The organism is Pseudomonas sp. GNP014, assembly GCF_054344005.1.
The window spans coordinates 4,835,517-4,851,799 of sequence record NZ_JBTGUS010000001.1 but is presented as its reverse complement, the minus strand read 5'-3'; the positions used below and the strand labels follow the sequence as shown (position 1 = coordinate 4,851,799).

General features: G+C 65.3%; 1 protein-coding gene (only partly in view). It reads left to right on the top strand.

The features are described 5' to 3' along the window. Window positions 1-16,283 carry the 3' portion of a non-ribosomal peptide synthase/polyketide synthase gene (locus ACXX9E_RS21800; RefSeq protein ID WP_458556170.1) on the top strand. It extends 1,546 nt beyond the left edge of the window, so 16,283 of the gene's 17,829 nt are visible here — the last part of the coding sequence; its start codon lies off the left edge, out of view; its stop codon occupies window positions 16,281-16,283.

The window sequence follows — 16,283 nt, the reverse complement described above, 5'->3', positions numbered from 1 at the left end:
TGCTCTGCGCGCTGGAAAACCTTGTGCTGGCGCTGGAGCAGGCGCCGCAGACGCCGGTCAATCAACTGCCGATCCTGCCGGCGGCGGAGCGGGCGCAGGTGCTGCTTGGCTTCAATGCCACGCAGGCGCAAGGCCTGACCGGGTTGACCCTTCACCAGCGTTTCGAGGCACAGGTGGCCGAGCGGCCTGAGGCGTTGGCGGCGGTGTTTGGCGATGCGCAAATGACCTACGCCGAACTCAACCGCGAGGCCAACGTCCTGGCGCATCACTTGATCGACCTGGGGGTAAAACCTGACGACCGTGTGGCCATCGCCGCCCGCCGTGGCCTCGAGACGCTGGTCGGGCTGGTCGCGATTCTCAAGGCCGGCGCCGGTTACGTGCCGGTTGATCCCGCACATCCGGCCGAGCGTTTGCATTATTTGCTCGATGACAGTGCGCCAGTGGCGGTTCTGACCCAGAGCCGTCTGCGTGAGCGCCTGCCGGCTCTGAGCGTGCCGGTGATCGACCTCGACCGCCGCACCTGGCCGCAGTGCGCTACCCATGACCCACAAGTGCCGGGCCTGAGCACTGCGCACCTGGCCTACGTGATTTACACCTCCGGCTCCACCGGTCTGCCCAAAGGCGTGATGGTCGAACACCACACCTTGAGCAATCTGGTCGATTGGCATTGCGCAGCGTTCGACCTGTGCGCGGGTCGCCACACTTCAAGCCTCGCCGGGTTCGGTTTCGATGCGATGGCCTGGGAAGTCTGGCCGGCGCTGTGCGCCGGCGCGACCCTGCATCTGGCACCGACCCATGAGGGCGGCGAAGACATCGACGCGTTGCTTGAATGGTGGCGCGCGCAACCGCTGGACGTGAGCTTCCTGCCGACACCGGTGGCCGAATACGCCTTCAGCCAGAACCTCGAACACCCGACCCTGCGCACGCTGCTGATAGGTGGTGACCGCTTGCGTCAGTTCAACCGCAACCAGCATTTCGACGTGATCAACAACTACGGCCCGACCGAGGCCACGGTGGTCGCGACCTCCGGTCTGGTGCAAAGCGGCGACGCGCTGCACATCGGCAAACCAGTGAGCAACGCCACGGTGTACCTGCTCGATGAACAGCAACGCCCGGTGCCGATTGGCGTTGTCGGCGAGTTGTATGTCGGCGGTGCCGGCGTCGCCCGGGGCTACCTGAATCGCCCGCAGATGACTGCCGAGCGTTTCCTGCGTGACCCGTTCAGCAGTGCGCCGAATGCTCGGATGTACCGCACTGGCGATCTTGCGCGCTGGCGCGAGGACGGCACCATCGAATACCTGGGGCGCAATGACGATCAGGTGAAAATTCGCGGCGTGCGCATCGAACTGGGGGAAATCGAAACCTGCCTCAACCAGTTGCCGGGGATTCAGGAAGCGGTGCTGCTGGCCCGCGAAGACCAGCCCGGCCAGCCACGGCTGGTGGCGTACTTCACCGAACAGGCCCAGGTCGAAGCCTTGCCGGTGGGCGAGTTGCGTGCGCAGTTGCTCAGCCGTTTGCCGGAGTACATGGTGCCGACGGCGTTCGTCCGGCTCGGCGCACTGCCGCTGACCGCCAACGGCAAGGTCGACCGCAAGGCTCTGCCGGCACCGGAGCTGACGGCGCTGTTCACCCGCGAATACGTGGCACCCGAAGGCGAGGTGGAAACCGCACTGGCGCGCATCTGGGTCGACGTGCTGCAGGTCGAGCGGGTCGGGCGTCAGGATCACTTTTTCGAACTAGGCGGCCACTCGCTGCTGGCGATGCGCATGGTTGCGCAGGTGCGTCAGCGGCTGGGGGTCGAACTGGCGCTGAGCGATCTGTTCGCCAATGCCGAACTGGCGGCGGTGGCTGCCGTCCTCAGTGAGGCCGGGCGGTGCACCCAGCCGCAGATGCTGCCGGTGCCGCGCGACGGCGCCTTGCCGCTGTCGTTCGCCCAGCAGCGCCTGTGGTTTCTGGCGCAAATGGAAGGCGCCAACACCGCCTACAACATTCCCGTGGCCCTGCGCCTGCGCGGGCGCTTGCATGACGATGCGCTGCAACGCGCACTGGCGCGGATCGTCGCCCGCCACGAAACCTTGCGCAGCCGCTTCACTCAGTACAACGACGAAGCGCAGGTGCTGATTGCGCCGGTGGATACCGGTCTGTTGCTGCGCGTCGAAGATCTGCGCCAGCACCGGCAACCCGACGAAGCCTTGCAGGCGCTGATTCAGGGCGAAGCGTCGGGGCCGTTCGACTTGCAGGACGATCCGCTGATTCGCGGACGTCTGGTGCGGCTGGCCGACGATCACCATGTGCTGTTGCTGACCCTGCACCACATCATCTCCGATGGCTGGTCGATGGGCGTACTGACCCGCGAATTGATGACGCTGTACCAGGCGTTCAGTCACGGTCAGCCGGATCCATTGCCGCCGCTGACGCTGCAATACACCGATTACGCAATCTGGCAGCGGCGCTGGCTCAGCGGTGAAGTGCTGCAGCGCCAGAGTGAGTTCTGGCAACAGACGCTGGCCGGGGCACCGGCGTTGCTGATGCTGCCGAGCGACCGTCCGCGTCCGGCGCAGCAGGACTACGCCGGCAGCAGTGTCGCGGTGGTACTCGACGAACGCCTCAGCGCCGGGCTCAAGGCGTTGGGGCAGCGGCATGGCGTGACCCTGTACATGACGCTGATGAGTGCCTGGGCAATGTTGCTCAGTCGTTTGTCCGGTCAGGCGGAGGTGGTGATCGGTTCGCCGGTGGCCAACCGCAACCGCGCCGAGATCGAAGGGCTGATCGGCATGTTCGTCAACACGTTGGCCCTGCGCATCGACACGTCGGGTGAACTCAGCGTCGAAGGGCTGCTGGCGCGGGTCAAGGCGCTGACGCTGGCGGCCCAGGCGCATCAGGATCTGCCGTTCGAGCAGGTGGTGGAAATCGTCCGGCCGGTGCGCAGTCTGGCGCACAGTCCGTTGTTCCAGACCTTGCTCAGTTGGGACGGTCTGGAAAGCCCGGCGCTGGCTCTAGGTGACCTGAGCCTGGAAGGTGTGGCCGAACCGAGCCACTTTGCCAAGTTCGATTTGTCGTTGAGTCTGAGTGACGCCGGCGGGGCGATTCGCGGGTCGCTGGAGTACGCCACGGCGCTGTTCGATGAAGCCACAGTGCAGCGCTTTGTCGGGTACTTCGAGCGCTTGTTGCAGGCGATGGTTGCCAACGATCAGGCGGTGCTGGAGCACGCACCGCTGTTGCTGCAGCAAGAGCAGCAGCGCTTGCTGGTCGAGTTCAATGCCACTGACGTCGATTACGATCCGGAGCAGACAATTCATGGGCTGTTCGAGGCGCAAGTGCAGCGCTCGCCGCAGGCGCCGGCGGTGGTGGCCGCTGAGCAGTCACTGACCTTCGCCGAACTCAATGCGCGGGCCAATCAACTGGCGCGGCACTTGCGCGGGGTGGGGGTGCAGGCCGATTCGCGGGTGGCGATCTGCGTCGAACGCAGTCTGGACATGGTGGTCGGGCTGCTGGCGATTCTCAAGGCCGGCGGCGGTTATGTGCCGCTGGACCCGGCGTACCCGCTGGAGCGTCTGGCCTACATGCTGGAGGACAGTGCACCGCAGGCGGTGCTGGTGCAGGGTTCGACGCGCTCGTTGCTCGGTAACGTCACGGTGCCGCTGATCGATCTGGATCAGCCGCACTGGCAATCGCAACCGGCGGACAATTTGTCAGCACCGGAATTGACTCCGCACCACACGGCTTACGTGATTTACACCTCGGGTTCCACCGGGCAACCCAAAGGCGTGATCAACGAACACGCCGCGGTGGTCAACCGCTTGCTGTGGATGCAGGACGCTTATCAGCTGACGGCAGCCGATTCCGTACTTCAGAAGACGCCGTTCAGCTTCGACGTGTCGGTGTGGGAGTTCTTCTGGCCGTTGATGACCGGCGCCCGACTGGTCATGGCAAGGCCCGAGGGGCATAAGGATCCGCATTATCTCAGCGAAGTGATCGAGCGCGAGCACATCACCACGCTGCACTTTGTGCCGTCGATGCTCGACGTGTTCCTCACCCATGCTGAAACTGCACGTTGCGGCGGATTGCGTCAGGTCATGTGCAGTGGCGAAGCCTTGCCGGGCAGCATCGTTCGGCGTTTCAAACAGCAAGTGCCAGGCAGCAAATTGCATAACCTGTACGGCCCGACCGAAGCGGCGGTAGACGTCACCGCGTGGGATTGCGCCGGGCCGCTGGAGCAAACTCCGGACAACACGCCGATCGGCAAACCGATCGCCAACACCCGGATGTACATCCTCGATGCGCAACAACAGCCCGTGCCCCAAGGCGTGGTCGGCGAGTTGTACATCGGCGGCGTGCAGGTGGCCCGTGGTTATCTGAACCGCCCGGAACTGAGCGCCGAACGCTTCCTCGACGATCCGTTCAGCGAACAGCCGAACGCACGGATGTACCGCACCGGCGACGTCGCGCGCTATCTGGCCGACGGCAATATCGAATACCTCGGCCGCAACGACGATCAGGTGAAGATCCGTGGCTTGCGCATCGAACTCGGTGAAATCCAGGCCCGCCTGACTCAGGTCGATGGAGTGCAGGAAGCCGCCGTGCTGGCTCGCGAAGACGTACCTGGCGACAAGCGTCTGGTCGCGTATTACACCGGCGCGGCGCTGGACATCGAGGCACTGCGCCGGCAATTGCTGGAGCATTTGCCGGACTACATGGTGCCTGCCGTGTTCGTGCATCTCGACACATTGCCGCTTAGCCCCAACGGCAAACTTGACCGCAAGGCGCTACCGGCACCGGATCTGAGCGCGTTGACCTCGCGCGAATACCAAGCCCCGGTCGGCGAAGTGGAAATCGCGCTGGCGCAACTCTGGGCCGAATTGCTTAACGTCGAGCGGGTAGGGCGTCACGACCATTTCTTTGAACTGGGTGGTCACTCGCTGCTGGCGGTCAACCTGGTGGCGAAAATGCGCCGCGCCGGCCTGAGCGCCGACATTCGTGTGCTGTTCAACCAGCCGACGCTGGCCGCACTCGCCGCTGCAGTCGGTGGCGAGCCGGACGCGGAAGTGCCGGCCAACCGCATCCCTGCGGATTGCACGCAGATCACCCCGGATCTGCTGCCGCTGGTGACGCTCGACCAGCCAACCCTTGACCGTATTGTCGCCAGCATCCCCGGCGGTGCGGCCAACGTGCAGGATATCTACCCTCTGGCGCCGTTGCAGACCGGCATCCTGTTCCATCATTTGTCTGCCGCTCAGGGCGATCCGTATGTGTTGCAGGCGCAGTTCGCGTTTGCCGATGAACAACGTCTGAACAGCTTTACCCAAGCCTTGCAGCAGGTGATCCAGCGTCATGACATTCTGCGCACCTCGCTGTTCTGGGACGGCCTGCCAGACCCGGTGCAAGTGGTCTGGCGGCAGGCATCGCTGCTCTGTGAAAACGTCGCGCTGGAAGCGGCGGACGTTGATGCTCTGGCGCAGTTGCGCTGCCACTTTGACGCCGGGCATTACCGCATGGCCGTCGATCAGGCACCGCTGATGCGCGTGGTCCACACCTGGGACGCGGCCAATCAACGTGTCGTTGCGTTGCTGCTGTTCCATCACCTGGTGATGGATCACGTGGCGCTGGAGGTGCTGCAACAGGAAATGCAGGCCTTCCTCGTTGGCCAGCCGCAACGCCTGCCCGAGCCGGTGCCGTACCGCAATTACGTGGCGCACACTCTGGCCGGGCTGAGCGATGAGCAGCACGAAGGCTTCTTCCGCGAGATGCTCGGCGACGTCGACGAACCGACCCTGCCATACGGCCAGAACCCGGCCCTGGAAGAACAGGCGCAGAAGGCTCAGCTGACTCTCGATGCCACGCTGAACCACGAGATCCGCCGTCAGGCCCGGCGCCTCGGTGTCAGTGCTGCGAGTCTGATGCACCTGGCCTGGGCGCAGGTGCTGGGGCAATTGTCGGGGCGCGACGACGTGGTGTTCGGCACGGTGTTGCTCGGGCGCTTGCAGGGCGGCGAGGGGGCGGAACGGGCACTCGGGGTGTTCATCAACACCTTGCCGCTGCGCCTTGATTTGCGCGCGCACAGCGTCAAGGGCGCGGCGCTGGCCACGCACCAACGCCTGAGCCAGTTGCTGCAGCACGAACACGCGCAACTGGCGCGCATCCAGCATTGCAGCGCGATGGCGCCGACCACGCCGCTGTTCAGTACGCTGTTCAATTACCGTCACGGCGCCTCGTCGGGCGCGTCTTCTGCCGAAGCCACAGCGGCGTGGCACGGCATGCAATTGCTCGAGGCCGAAGAGCACAGCAACTATCGCCTGACCCTCAGCGTCGATGACTTCGGCGAAGGTTTCAGCCTGACCGCACTGGCCGGTGCCGGCCTCGATGCACGGCGCATTTGCAGCTATTTGCAGTGCGCCTTGCACGCCTTGCTGGAGGCGCTGGAACACGCGCCGCATCAGGGTTTTGAGCACGTGTCGATTTTGCCGGCCGATGAACGCGCACAGCTATTGATCGACTTCAACGCCACCCGCGCCGATTACCCGCAAGGGCTGACGATCGCTCAGCGCTTCGAACAGCAAGTGGCCGAGCGGCCGGACGCGCCGGCAGCGGTGTTTGCCGAGGCCCCCCTGAGTTATGCCGGGTTGAACCGACAGGCCAACGCACTGGCGCATCATCTGATTGCGTCGGGGGTGAAGCCCGACGACCGCGTGGCCATCGTCGCCCGTCGTGGCCTCGATACGCTGGTCGGACTGGTGGCGATTCTCAAGGCTGGCGCCGGTTATGTGCCAATCGATCCGGCGCATCCGGCCGAGCGCTTGAACTACCTGTTGGCGGACAGTGCGCCAGTCGCCGTGCTTACCCAAAGTACGTTGCGCGAACGTCTGCCAGCATTGGCAGTGCCGGTGATCGACCTTGACCGGCACCTGTGGCCAAGCGACCACAGCGACAATCCTGTTCTGCCGGGCCTGACCCCGCAGCATCTGGCGTATGTGATCTACACCTCCGGCTCCACCGGCCTGCCCAAAGGCGTGATGGTCGAACACCATACGCTGAGCAATCTGGTCGATTGGCATTGCGAGGCATTCGAGTTGTGCGCCGGCGGCCAAACGTCAAGCCTGGCCGGGTTCGGCTTCGACGCGATGGCCTGGGAGGTCTGGCCGGCGTTGTGCGTTGGTGCGACCCTGCACCTGGCGCCCACCCATGACGGCAATGAAGACATCGACGCCTTGCTCCACTGGTGGCGCGCACAGCCATTGGACGTCAGCTTCCTGCCGACCCCGGTGGCCGAATACGCCTTCAGCCAGAATCTGCCGCATCCGACCCTGAAAACCCTGTTGATTGGTGGTGATCGTCTGCGCCGGTTCAACGCCAACCAGCCGTTCCGGGTGATCAACAACTACGGCCCGACCGAGGCCACGGTGGTGGCGACCTCCGGAACGGTCGAAGCCGGGCAGGCGTTGCATATCGGCAAACCGGTGAGCAACGCCACGGTGTATCTGCTCGATGAACAGCAACGACCCGTGCCGCTGGGAGTGATGGGCGAGTTGTACGTCGGTGGTGCCGGCGTGGCCCGGGGTTACCTGAATCGTCCGGAACTGACGGCGGAACGCTTCCTGCACGACCCGTTCAGCACGGCGCCGAATGCGCGCATGTACCGCAGCGGCGACCTGGCGCGCTGGCGCGAGGACGGCACCCTGGAATACCTCGGGCGCAACGATGATCAGGTCAAGATCCGTGGCGTACGCATCGAACCGGGCGAAATCGAAACCTGCCTCAACCAGCTCGACGCAATCAGGGACGCGGTGTTGCTGGCCCGTGAGGATGAGCCCGGCCAGCCACGGCTGGTGGCGTATTACACCGAACAGGGCGAGTCGCTGAGCGTTGGCCAGTTGCGCGCACACCTGCTGGCGCAACTGCCGGAGTACATGGTGCCTGCCGCTTTTGTCAGGCTCGATGCATGGCCGTTGACCGCCAACGGCAAGGTCGACCGCAAGGCCTTGCCGGCACCGGATCTGGCCGCGCTGTTGACCCGCGAGTACGCCGCGCCGCAAGGCGAGCCGGAAACCACCCTGGCGCAGATCTGGGCCGAGGTGCTGCAGGTAGAGCGGGTCGGACGCCATGATCATTTCTTCGAACTCGGCGGTCACTCGCTGCTGGCGATGCGCATGGTCGCTCAGGTGCGCCAGCAACTGGGCCTGGAACTGGCCCTGGCCGACCTGTTCGCCAACCCTGAACTGGCGGCCGTTGCCCGGTGCCTGTGCGCAGCGGACGTCAGCAGCCGGGCGCAAATCCTGCCGGTCACGCGTGACGGCACCTTGTCCTTCGCCCAGCAGCGCCTGTGGTTCCTGGCGCAGATGGCGGGCGGTAACTCGGCGTACAACATTCCGATTGGCCTGCATTTGCGCGGGCGGCTCGACGGTGACGCCCTGCAACGTTCGCTGGCGCAGATCGTGGCGCGTCACGAAACCTTGCGCAGCCGTTTCCTGAGCATTGACGATGCAGCGCAGGTCGCTATCGCCCCGGTCGGCAGCGGCATGGTGTTGCAGGTCGAAGACCTGCGCCGGCACCCGCAGGCCGAAGCGACCTTGCAAACGTTGACAGCACAGGAAGCCGCGACAGCGTTCGATCTGCAGAACGATCCGCCGATTCGCGGGCGTCTGGTACGAATGGCCGACGAGCATCACGTGCTGTTGCTGACCGTGCATCACATCGTCGCCGACGGCTGGTCGATGGGCGTGCTGACCCGCGAACTGATGGCGCTGTATCAGGCGTTCAGCCACGGACAGCCCGATCCATTGCCGCCGCTGGCGTTGCAATACGGCGACTACGCGGTCTGGCAACGGCGCTGGCTCAGTGGCGAGGTGTTGCAGCGCCAGAGCGATTACTGGCAGCAGACCCTCGACGGCGCGCCGGCCCTGTTGACCTTGCCCACCGACCGGCCGCGTCCGGCGCAGCAGGATTACGCCGGGCGTCGCGTCGAAGTGCTGCTGGATGCGCGCCTGAGTGCCGGGCTCAAGGCCTTGAGTCAGCGGCATGGCGTCACCTTGTTCATGACCGTGCTCAGTGCCTGGTCGCTGTTGATGAGTCGGTTGTCCGGGCAGGCCGACGTGGTGATCGGCGCGCCAGTGGCCAACCGCACCCGTGCCGAGATCGAAGGCTTGATCGGCATGTTCGTCAACACCCTGGCCTTGCGCATCGTCACCTCCGGCGCACCGAGCGTCGAAGCGCTGCTGGCGCGGGTCAAGGCGGTGACGCTGGCCGCGCAGGCCCATCAGGATCTGCCGTTCGAGCAGGTGGTGGAAATCGTCAGGCCGGTGCGCAGTCTGGCCCACAGTCCGTTGTTCCAGACCACCTTGAGCTGGGACAGCAGCGTCGGGCCGGATCTGGCGCTGGGCGAACTGACCCTGCAAGCGCTGGCCAGCGCCGGCGATGTTGCCAAGTTCGACCTGACCTTGACCCTGGGCGAAGTCGGCGAGGGGATTCGCGGTTCACTCGAATACGCCACGGCGTTGTTCGATGAAGCGACGATCCTGCGTTATGTCGGCTACTTCCAGCGGCTATTGACGGCCATGGTCGGCGATGATCACGCGGTACTGGAGCAGGTGCCGTTGCTGGCGGCGGACGAGCGTCAGCGCTTGCTGCACGACTTCAACGCCACCGCCCGTGACTACCCGCAGGCGCTGACCGTGCACGGGGTGTTCCAGCAACAGGCGGCGGCGCATCCCAAAGCGGTGGCGGCGGTGCATGGTGCGCAGTCGCTGAGCTACTTCGAGCTGAATGCACGGGCCAATCGTCTGGCCCATCACTTGATCGGCCACTGCGTGCAACCGGGGGATCGCGTGGCGATCCTGCTGCCGCGATCGCTGGAATTGCTGGTCGCGCAACTGGCGATTGCCAAGTGTGCGGCAGCTTACGTGCCGCTGGATATCCATGCACCGAGCGAACGTCAGGCATTCATGGTCGAGGACTGTCAGGCCGTGGCGTTGCTGACCCTCAGCAGCGAAGCGATCGACTTTAGCGTGGCGCGCATCGACCTGGATCGCCTGACGCTCAGCGACCAGCCGACGCACAACCCGAATCGGCTGCAGTCCTCGGAATCGCTGGCGTACGTCATGTACACCTCGGGCTCCACGGGCACCCCGAAAGGTGTGATGGTGCCGCACCGTGGCATCGGCCGCCTGGTGCTGAACAACGGCTATGCCGATTTCAATGCGCAGGACCGCGTGGTGTTCGCCTCGAACCCGGCGTTCGATGCCAGCACCATGGACATCTGGGGGCCGCTGCTCAATGGCGGGCGCGTGGTGGTCATCGACCATCAGACCCTGCTCGACCCGCACGCCTTTGGCCGGGAACTGAGCGCCAGCGGGGCGACGATCCTGTTCGTCACCACGGCGCTGTTCAACCAGTACGTGCAACTGATTCCGCAGGCGCTCAAAGACCTGCGCATTCTGTTGTGCGGGGGCGAGCGCGGCGATCCGGCGGCGTTCCGCACGTTGCTGGCCGAGGCGCCGGCGCTGCGCCTCGTGCATTGCTACGGCCCGACTGAAACCACCACCTACGCGACGACCTTCGAAGTGCAGCAGGTGGCGGAAAACGCCGAGAGCGTGCCGATTGGCGGGCCGATTGCCAACACGCAGGTCTACGTGCTCGATGCCCATCAGCAACTGGTGCCCCAGGGCGTGACCGGCGAGTTGTACATCGGCGGGCAGGGCGTGGCACTGGGGTATCTCAACCGTGCGGATCTGACCGCCGAGAAATTCCTCCGTGATCCGTTCAGCGACCAGCCCGGCGCGCTGCTGTATCGCACTGGCGACCTCGTGCGGTGGCTGGCGCCGGGGCAACTGGAGTGCATCGGGCGTAACGATGATCAAGTGAAAATTCGCGGCTTCCGCATCGAACTCGGGGAAATCGAAAGTCGCTTGCTCAGCTGCGCCGGGATCAAGGAAGCGGTGGTGCTGGCGCGCCGCGACGGCCAGGAAAACGCACGTCTGGTGGCGTACTACACCGTCCACGATCAATCCGTAGACAGTGCCGACCTGCATGCGCAATTGCAGGCACGGCTGCCGGAATACATGGTGCCGAGCGCCTGGGTGCAACTTGAGGCTCTGCCACTGAACAACAACGGCAAGATCGACCGCAAGGCCCTGCCGGCACCGACGCAGGCGGCACTGCTCAGCCGGGTCTATGTGGCCCCGGCGGCGCCTTTGGAACAGCGCCTGGCCCAGGTCTGGGCCGAGGTGTTGCAGGTTGCCCAGGTCGGGCGTCACGACAACTTCTTTGAACTGGGCGGGCACTCGCTGTTGGCGATGCGCATGCTGTCGCAGGTACGCCAGCAACTGGGCGTGGAGCTGACATTGGCCGAGCTGTTTGCCAATCCGGAGCTGGCGGCCGTGGCCGAGGTGCTCAGCCGCGCCGGGCGCAGCACGTTGCCGGACATTCTGCCGGCGCCGCGTGATCAAGCGTTGCCGCTATCGTTTGCCCAACAGCGTCTGTGGTTCCTGGCACAAATGGGCGGTGGCCACTCGGCGTACAACATCCCGGTCGGCCTGCGCCTGCGCGGGCGCCTCGATGAAGTGGCCCTGCAACGGGCACTGGCGCGGATCGTCGCACGCCATGAAACCCTGCGCAGCCGCTTCATCCAGCGCGACGACGAGGCGCAGGTGCTGATCCGCGAGGAGCAGAGCGGTTTGCTGCTGCAGGTCGAAGACTTGCGTGAGCACCCGCAGGCCGATGACGCCTTGCGTCGCTTGAGCGAGGCCGAAGCGTCGGCGCCGTTCAATCTGCAACATGATTCGCTGATCCGTGGCCGTCTGGTGCGGCTGGCCGACGATCACCACGTGCTGTTGCTGACGCTGCACCACATCATCTCCGACGGCTGGTCGATGGGCGTGCTGACCCGCGAGCTGGCGGCGCTGTATCAGGCGTTCAGCCACGGCGAAGCCGATCCGCTGCCGCCACTGCTGCTGCAATACACCGATTACGCGGTGTGGCAGCGGCGCTGGCTGAGTGGCGAGGTGCTGCAACGCCAGAGCGATTACTGGCAACAGACCCTGGCCGGTGCGCCGGCCTTGCTGACCTTGCCCACCGACCGGCCGCGTCCGGCGCAACAGGACCACAGCGGCGGCAGCGTCGAGGTGGTGTTGGGCGAGCCGGTCAGTGCCGGGCTCACGGCGCTGTGCCAGCGTCGCGCAGTGACGCCGTACATGGTGATCATGAGCGCCTGGGCGATGACCCTCAGTCGCCTGTCCGGCCAGGCCGATGTGGTCATCGGTTCGCCGGTGGCCAACCGCACCCGCGCCGAGATCGAAGGCTTGATCGGCATGTTCGTCAACACCCTGGCCTTGCGCATCGACACCTCCGGCGAGCCGAGTGGCGAAGCCTTGCTGGCGCGGGTCAAGGCGCAAACCCTGCAGGCGCAGGCGCATCAGGACCTGCCGTTCGAGCAGGTGGTGGACATTTGCAAACCGCTGCGCAGCCTGTCCCATAGCGCGCTGTTCCAGACCCTGTTGAGCTGGGACAACAACGATGGGCCGAGTGTGAAACTGGGTGACCTGACTCTCGAAGGCGTGGCCGGGGCAGGGCACTTCGTCAAGTTCGACCTGTCGCTGACCCTGGGCGCGCACGCAGACGGGATTCGCGGTGCGCTGAACTACGCCACGGCGTTGTTCGACGAGTCGACGATCCGCCGCTTTGTCGGTTATTTCCAGCAACTGCTGACGGCGCTGGTCAGCGATGATCAGACGGTGCTGGCGCAGGTGCCGTTGCTCGACGCGCAGGAACGTCAGCGCTTGTTGATCGACTACAACGCGACCGAGGCCGATTGCCCGCTGGAGCAACCGCTGCACCGTTTGTTCGAGGAACAGGCACGGCTCAAACCGCAGGCGCTGGCGGTGCAGTCCGACGCTGGCAGTCTGACGTACCGCGAGCTTGATCAGCGCGCCAATCAGCTGGCTCATCACCTGCGTGCGCAAGGCGTGCAGCCGGAGGCGCGAGTGGCGATCTGCGTCGAGCGCGGGCTGGATCTGGTGGTCGGCCTGCTCGGGATTCTGAAAGCGGGCGGGGCGTATGTGCCGCTGGACCCGGGTTATCCGGCGGAACGACTGGCCTACATGCTCAAGGACAGCGCGCCGGTGGCGGTGCTGGTGCAGGCGGCGACGCGTTCGTTGTTCGCCGAGTCGGCGGCCGGGCTGATCGAGCTTGATCGCAGCACCTGGCAGCAGCTGCCGGATCATGCTCCGCAGGTGCCGGGCCTGAGTGCTGCGAACCTTGCGTACATGATCTACACCTCGGGTTCCACGGGGCTGCCGAAGGGCGTGATGATCGAACACCGCAGCGCCTGCAACATGGTGCATTGGGGCTCGCAGATCAGTTCGCCAACCGCGCACGGCGCGTTGTTGCAAAAGGCGCCGTTCAGCTTCGACAGCTCCGTGTGGGAAATCTTCTGGCCGCTGTGTACCGGGTTGCGCCTGGTGCTTGCACGGCCCGACGGCAACCGTGATTCGGCGTATGTGGTGCGGGCCATTCGCGAGCACAACGTGACGGTGGTGAAGTTCGTACCGGCGCTGCTGCAAGACTTTATCGAGCAGGACGATGTCAGCCAGTGCACCAGCCTCACCGATGTGCTGAATGGTGGCGGCGAGCTCAGTGCTGCGCTGGTTCGGCAAGTGCGCCAGCGCCTGCCGTGGGTGCGTTTGCACAACGTCTATGGCCCGACTGAAACCACCGTCGACAGCACCGGCTGGACGCTGGAACCGGGCATGTCGCTGCCGGACAGCGTGGTGCCGATCGGCAAGGCGCTGAGCAACACTCGCCTGTACGTCCTCGATGACCATGATCAACCGGTGCCGCAAGGCGTCAGCGGTCAGTTGCACATCGGCGGCGTGGGGGTGGCGCGGGGTTATCACGGCTTGCCGCAGATGCAGGCCGAGCGCTTTATCGACAGTCCGTTCGTGCCGGGGGACCGGCTGTATCGCACTGGCGATCTGGCGCGCTATTGCCATGACGGCAACCTCGAATTCCTCGGCCGCAACGACTTCCAGATCAAGCTGCGCGGGTTACGTCTGGAACCCGGCGAGATCGAAGCGCGGCTGATTGAGCATCCGGCGCTCCGCGACGCGGTGGTGATGGTGCGCGACGAACGTCTGGTGGCCTGGTACACCGTGCGTGCCGGGATCGAGGCGCCAGGTCTGGAAGCCTTGCGCGCGCATGTGCTGGAACGCTTGCCGGAATACATGGTGCCCGGCGCCTTCGTGCTGCTCGATGCGTTGCCGCTGACACCGAACGACAAGGTCGACCGCAAGGCTCTGCCGGAACCGGGTGTGGACGCGTTGATCAGCCGCCCTTACGTGGCGCCGCAAGGTGAAACCGAAACCACCATGGCGCGGGTCTGGGCCGAGGTGCTGGGTGTCGAACAGGTCGGTCGTCACGACAACTTCTTTGAGTTGGGCGGGCATTCGTTGCTCGCGGTGCGGTTGGTCAATCAGCTGCAACGGGCCGGTCTGCAAGTGTCGCTGGCCGAGCTGTTCCAGCACCCGAGCGTCGAGTCCGCCGCTGCGTTGCTGGGGCAGGGCGAGAGCGCGGGGGAACCGGACGGACTGGTCGTGGTGCGCGCCGGGGATCACGGTACGCCGCTGTTCCTGCTGCATGAGTTCAGTGGCCGCGACGTGTACTTCCCGACGCTGGCGCAGCACATTGGCGGGACGTTCCCGATTTACGGCCTGCCCGGTGTGCCGCTTGGACAGCCGCAGTTGCGCACCCTCGAGTGCATGGCTCGGCGCATGGCCGGGATCATCCGTTCGGTGCAGGCGCAGGGGCCGTATCGGCTGGCGGGCTGGTCGTTCGGTGGCGTGCTGGCCCATGAGGTCGCCCAGCAGTTGCTCGGTCAGGATCAGGTGGTGGACTTCATCGGCCTGCTCGACAGCTACGCGCCCAACTCGCTGGCGCAGGACAAGGCGCTGTGGAGTGGCGAGGGGCTGGACAAGCGCCAGTTGCTTGGCCATTGCCGTGGCCGTTCGCTGATGCTCGGTGCCGACGGCGCCAGCGCACTGGCGGCGGTGCAGGCTCTGGAAGACGCCGCCGGCGCAATGGATTTCGATCAGTTGTTCCAGCGGTGCCTGGCGCAGCACTTGACCGATCCGGAGCTGGCCACGGTCAGCGCCGCGGATGCCCGGCATTACTTTGATCGCGAAGCGGCGCATCGCCTGGCACTGGCGCATTACCGGGTCAGCCCGGCGAGCCAGACGATCCATCTGTTCCGCGCTCAGGAGCTGATGGACGGGCAGTCTCTGCCCAGCCCGACGCGGGGTTGGGAAGCGCGGTTCGCCAGCCATTGGCTGCACTGCATCGACATCCCCGGCGATCACCGCACCATGATGAAGGCGCCGCATATCCAGGCGTTGGGGCAGGCCATCACGCAGGCGCTGGACGCCGTGCAACCCCCTGAGCCTGCGCAGTACCAGCCGCTCCTGACGATCCAGAGCGGACACTTGGGACATGCGCCGATTTTCTGTGTGCCGGGGGCCGGTGACAGCGTCACGGGGTTTATTCACCTGACCGAAGCCATTGGCCCGGAATGGCCGATCATCGGCCTGCAACCGCGGGGGCTGGACGGCATCGGCGTGCCGCACAGTCAGGTCGAGGCGGCTGCGGCGTTCTATCTGCAAGCCATCGAGCAGCTATACCCGCAGGGCCCGGTGCACCTGATCGGCCATTCGTTCGGCGGTTGGGTCGCGCATGCCATGGCTGCGCAGTTGCAAGCGCAGGGACGTGAAGTGGCGTCGCTGACGTTGATCGACAGCGAGGCGCCGGGCGGCAACGGCACGGCAGGCAAGCCGTATACCGGCACGGCGGCGCTGCAGCGCTTGATCGACACGCTGCAACTGTCCAGCGGCAAGTCGCTGGGCATTGATCCGCAGGCCTTCGTCAACGCCGATGACGCCACGCAACTGCGCCTGCTGCATGCCGGCATGGTCCGCGCCGGCGTGTTGTCGGAGCGCGCGGCGCCGGATGCGATGCACGGCCCGGTGCGCACCTTCGCCACGGCGCTGCGCACGGTCTATCAACCGCCACTGACCTACACCGGGCCGGTGCGGCTGGTGCTGGTCGATGATCCGACCCTGGACGCGTGGGGCAATCAGCGCGAGCAGGCGGCGATGCTTGAAGGCTGGCAGCGTCATGTCAACGACCTCGCCGTGTGGTACGGGCCGGGCAACCATTTCACGATTCTCAAGGCGCCCAACGTCTTCAGCTTCGCGGCGTGGTGGCATGACGGCTTGGCGGTGCCGGTGGGCAAAGTGTTGTCCTGA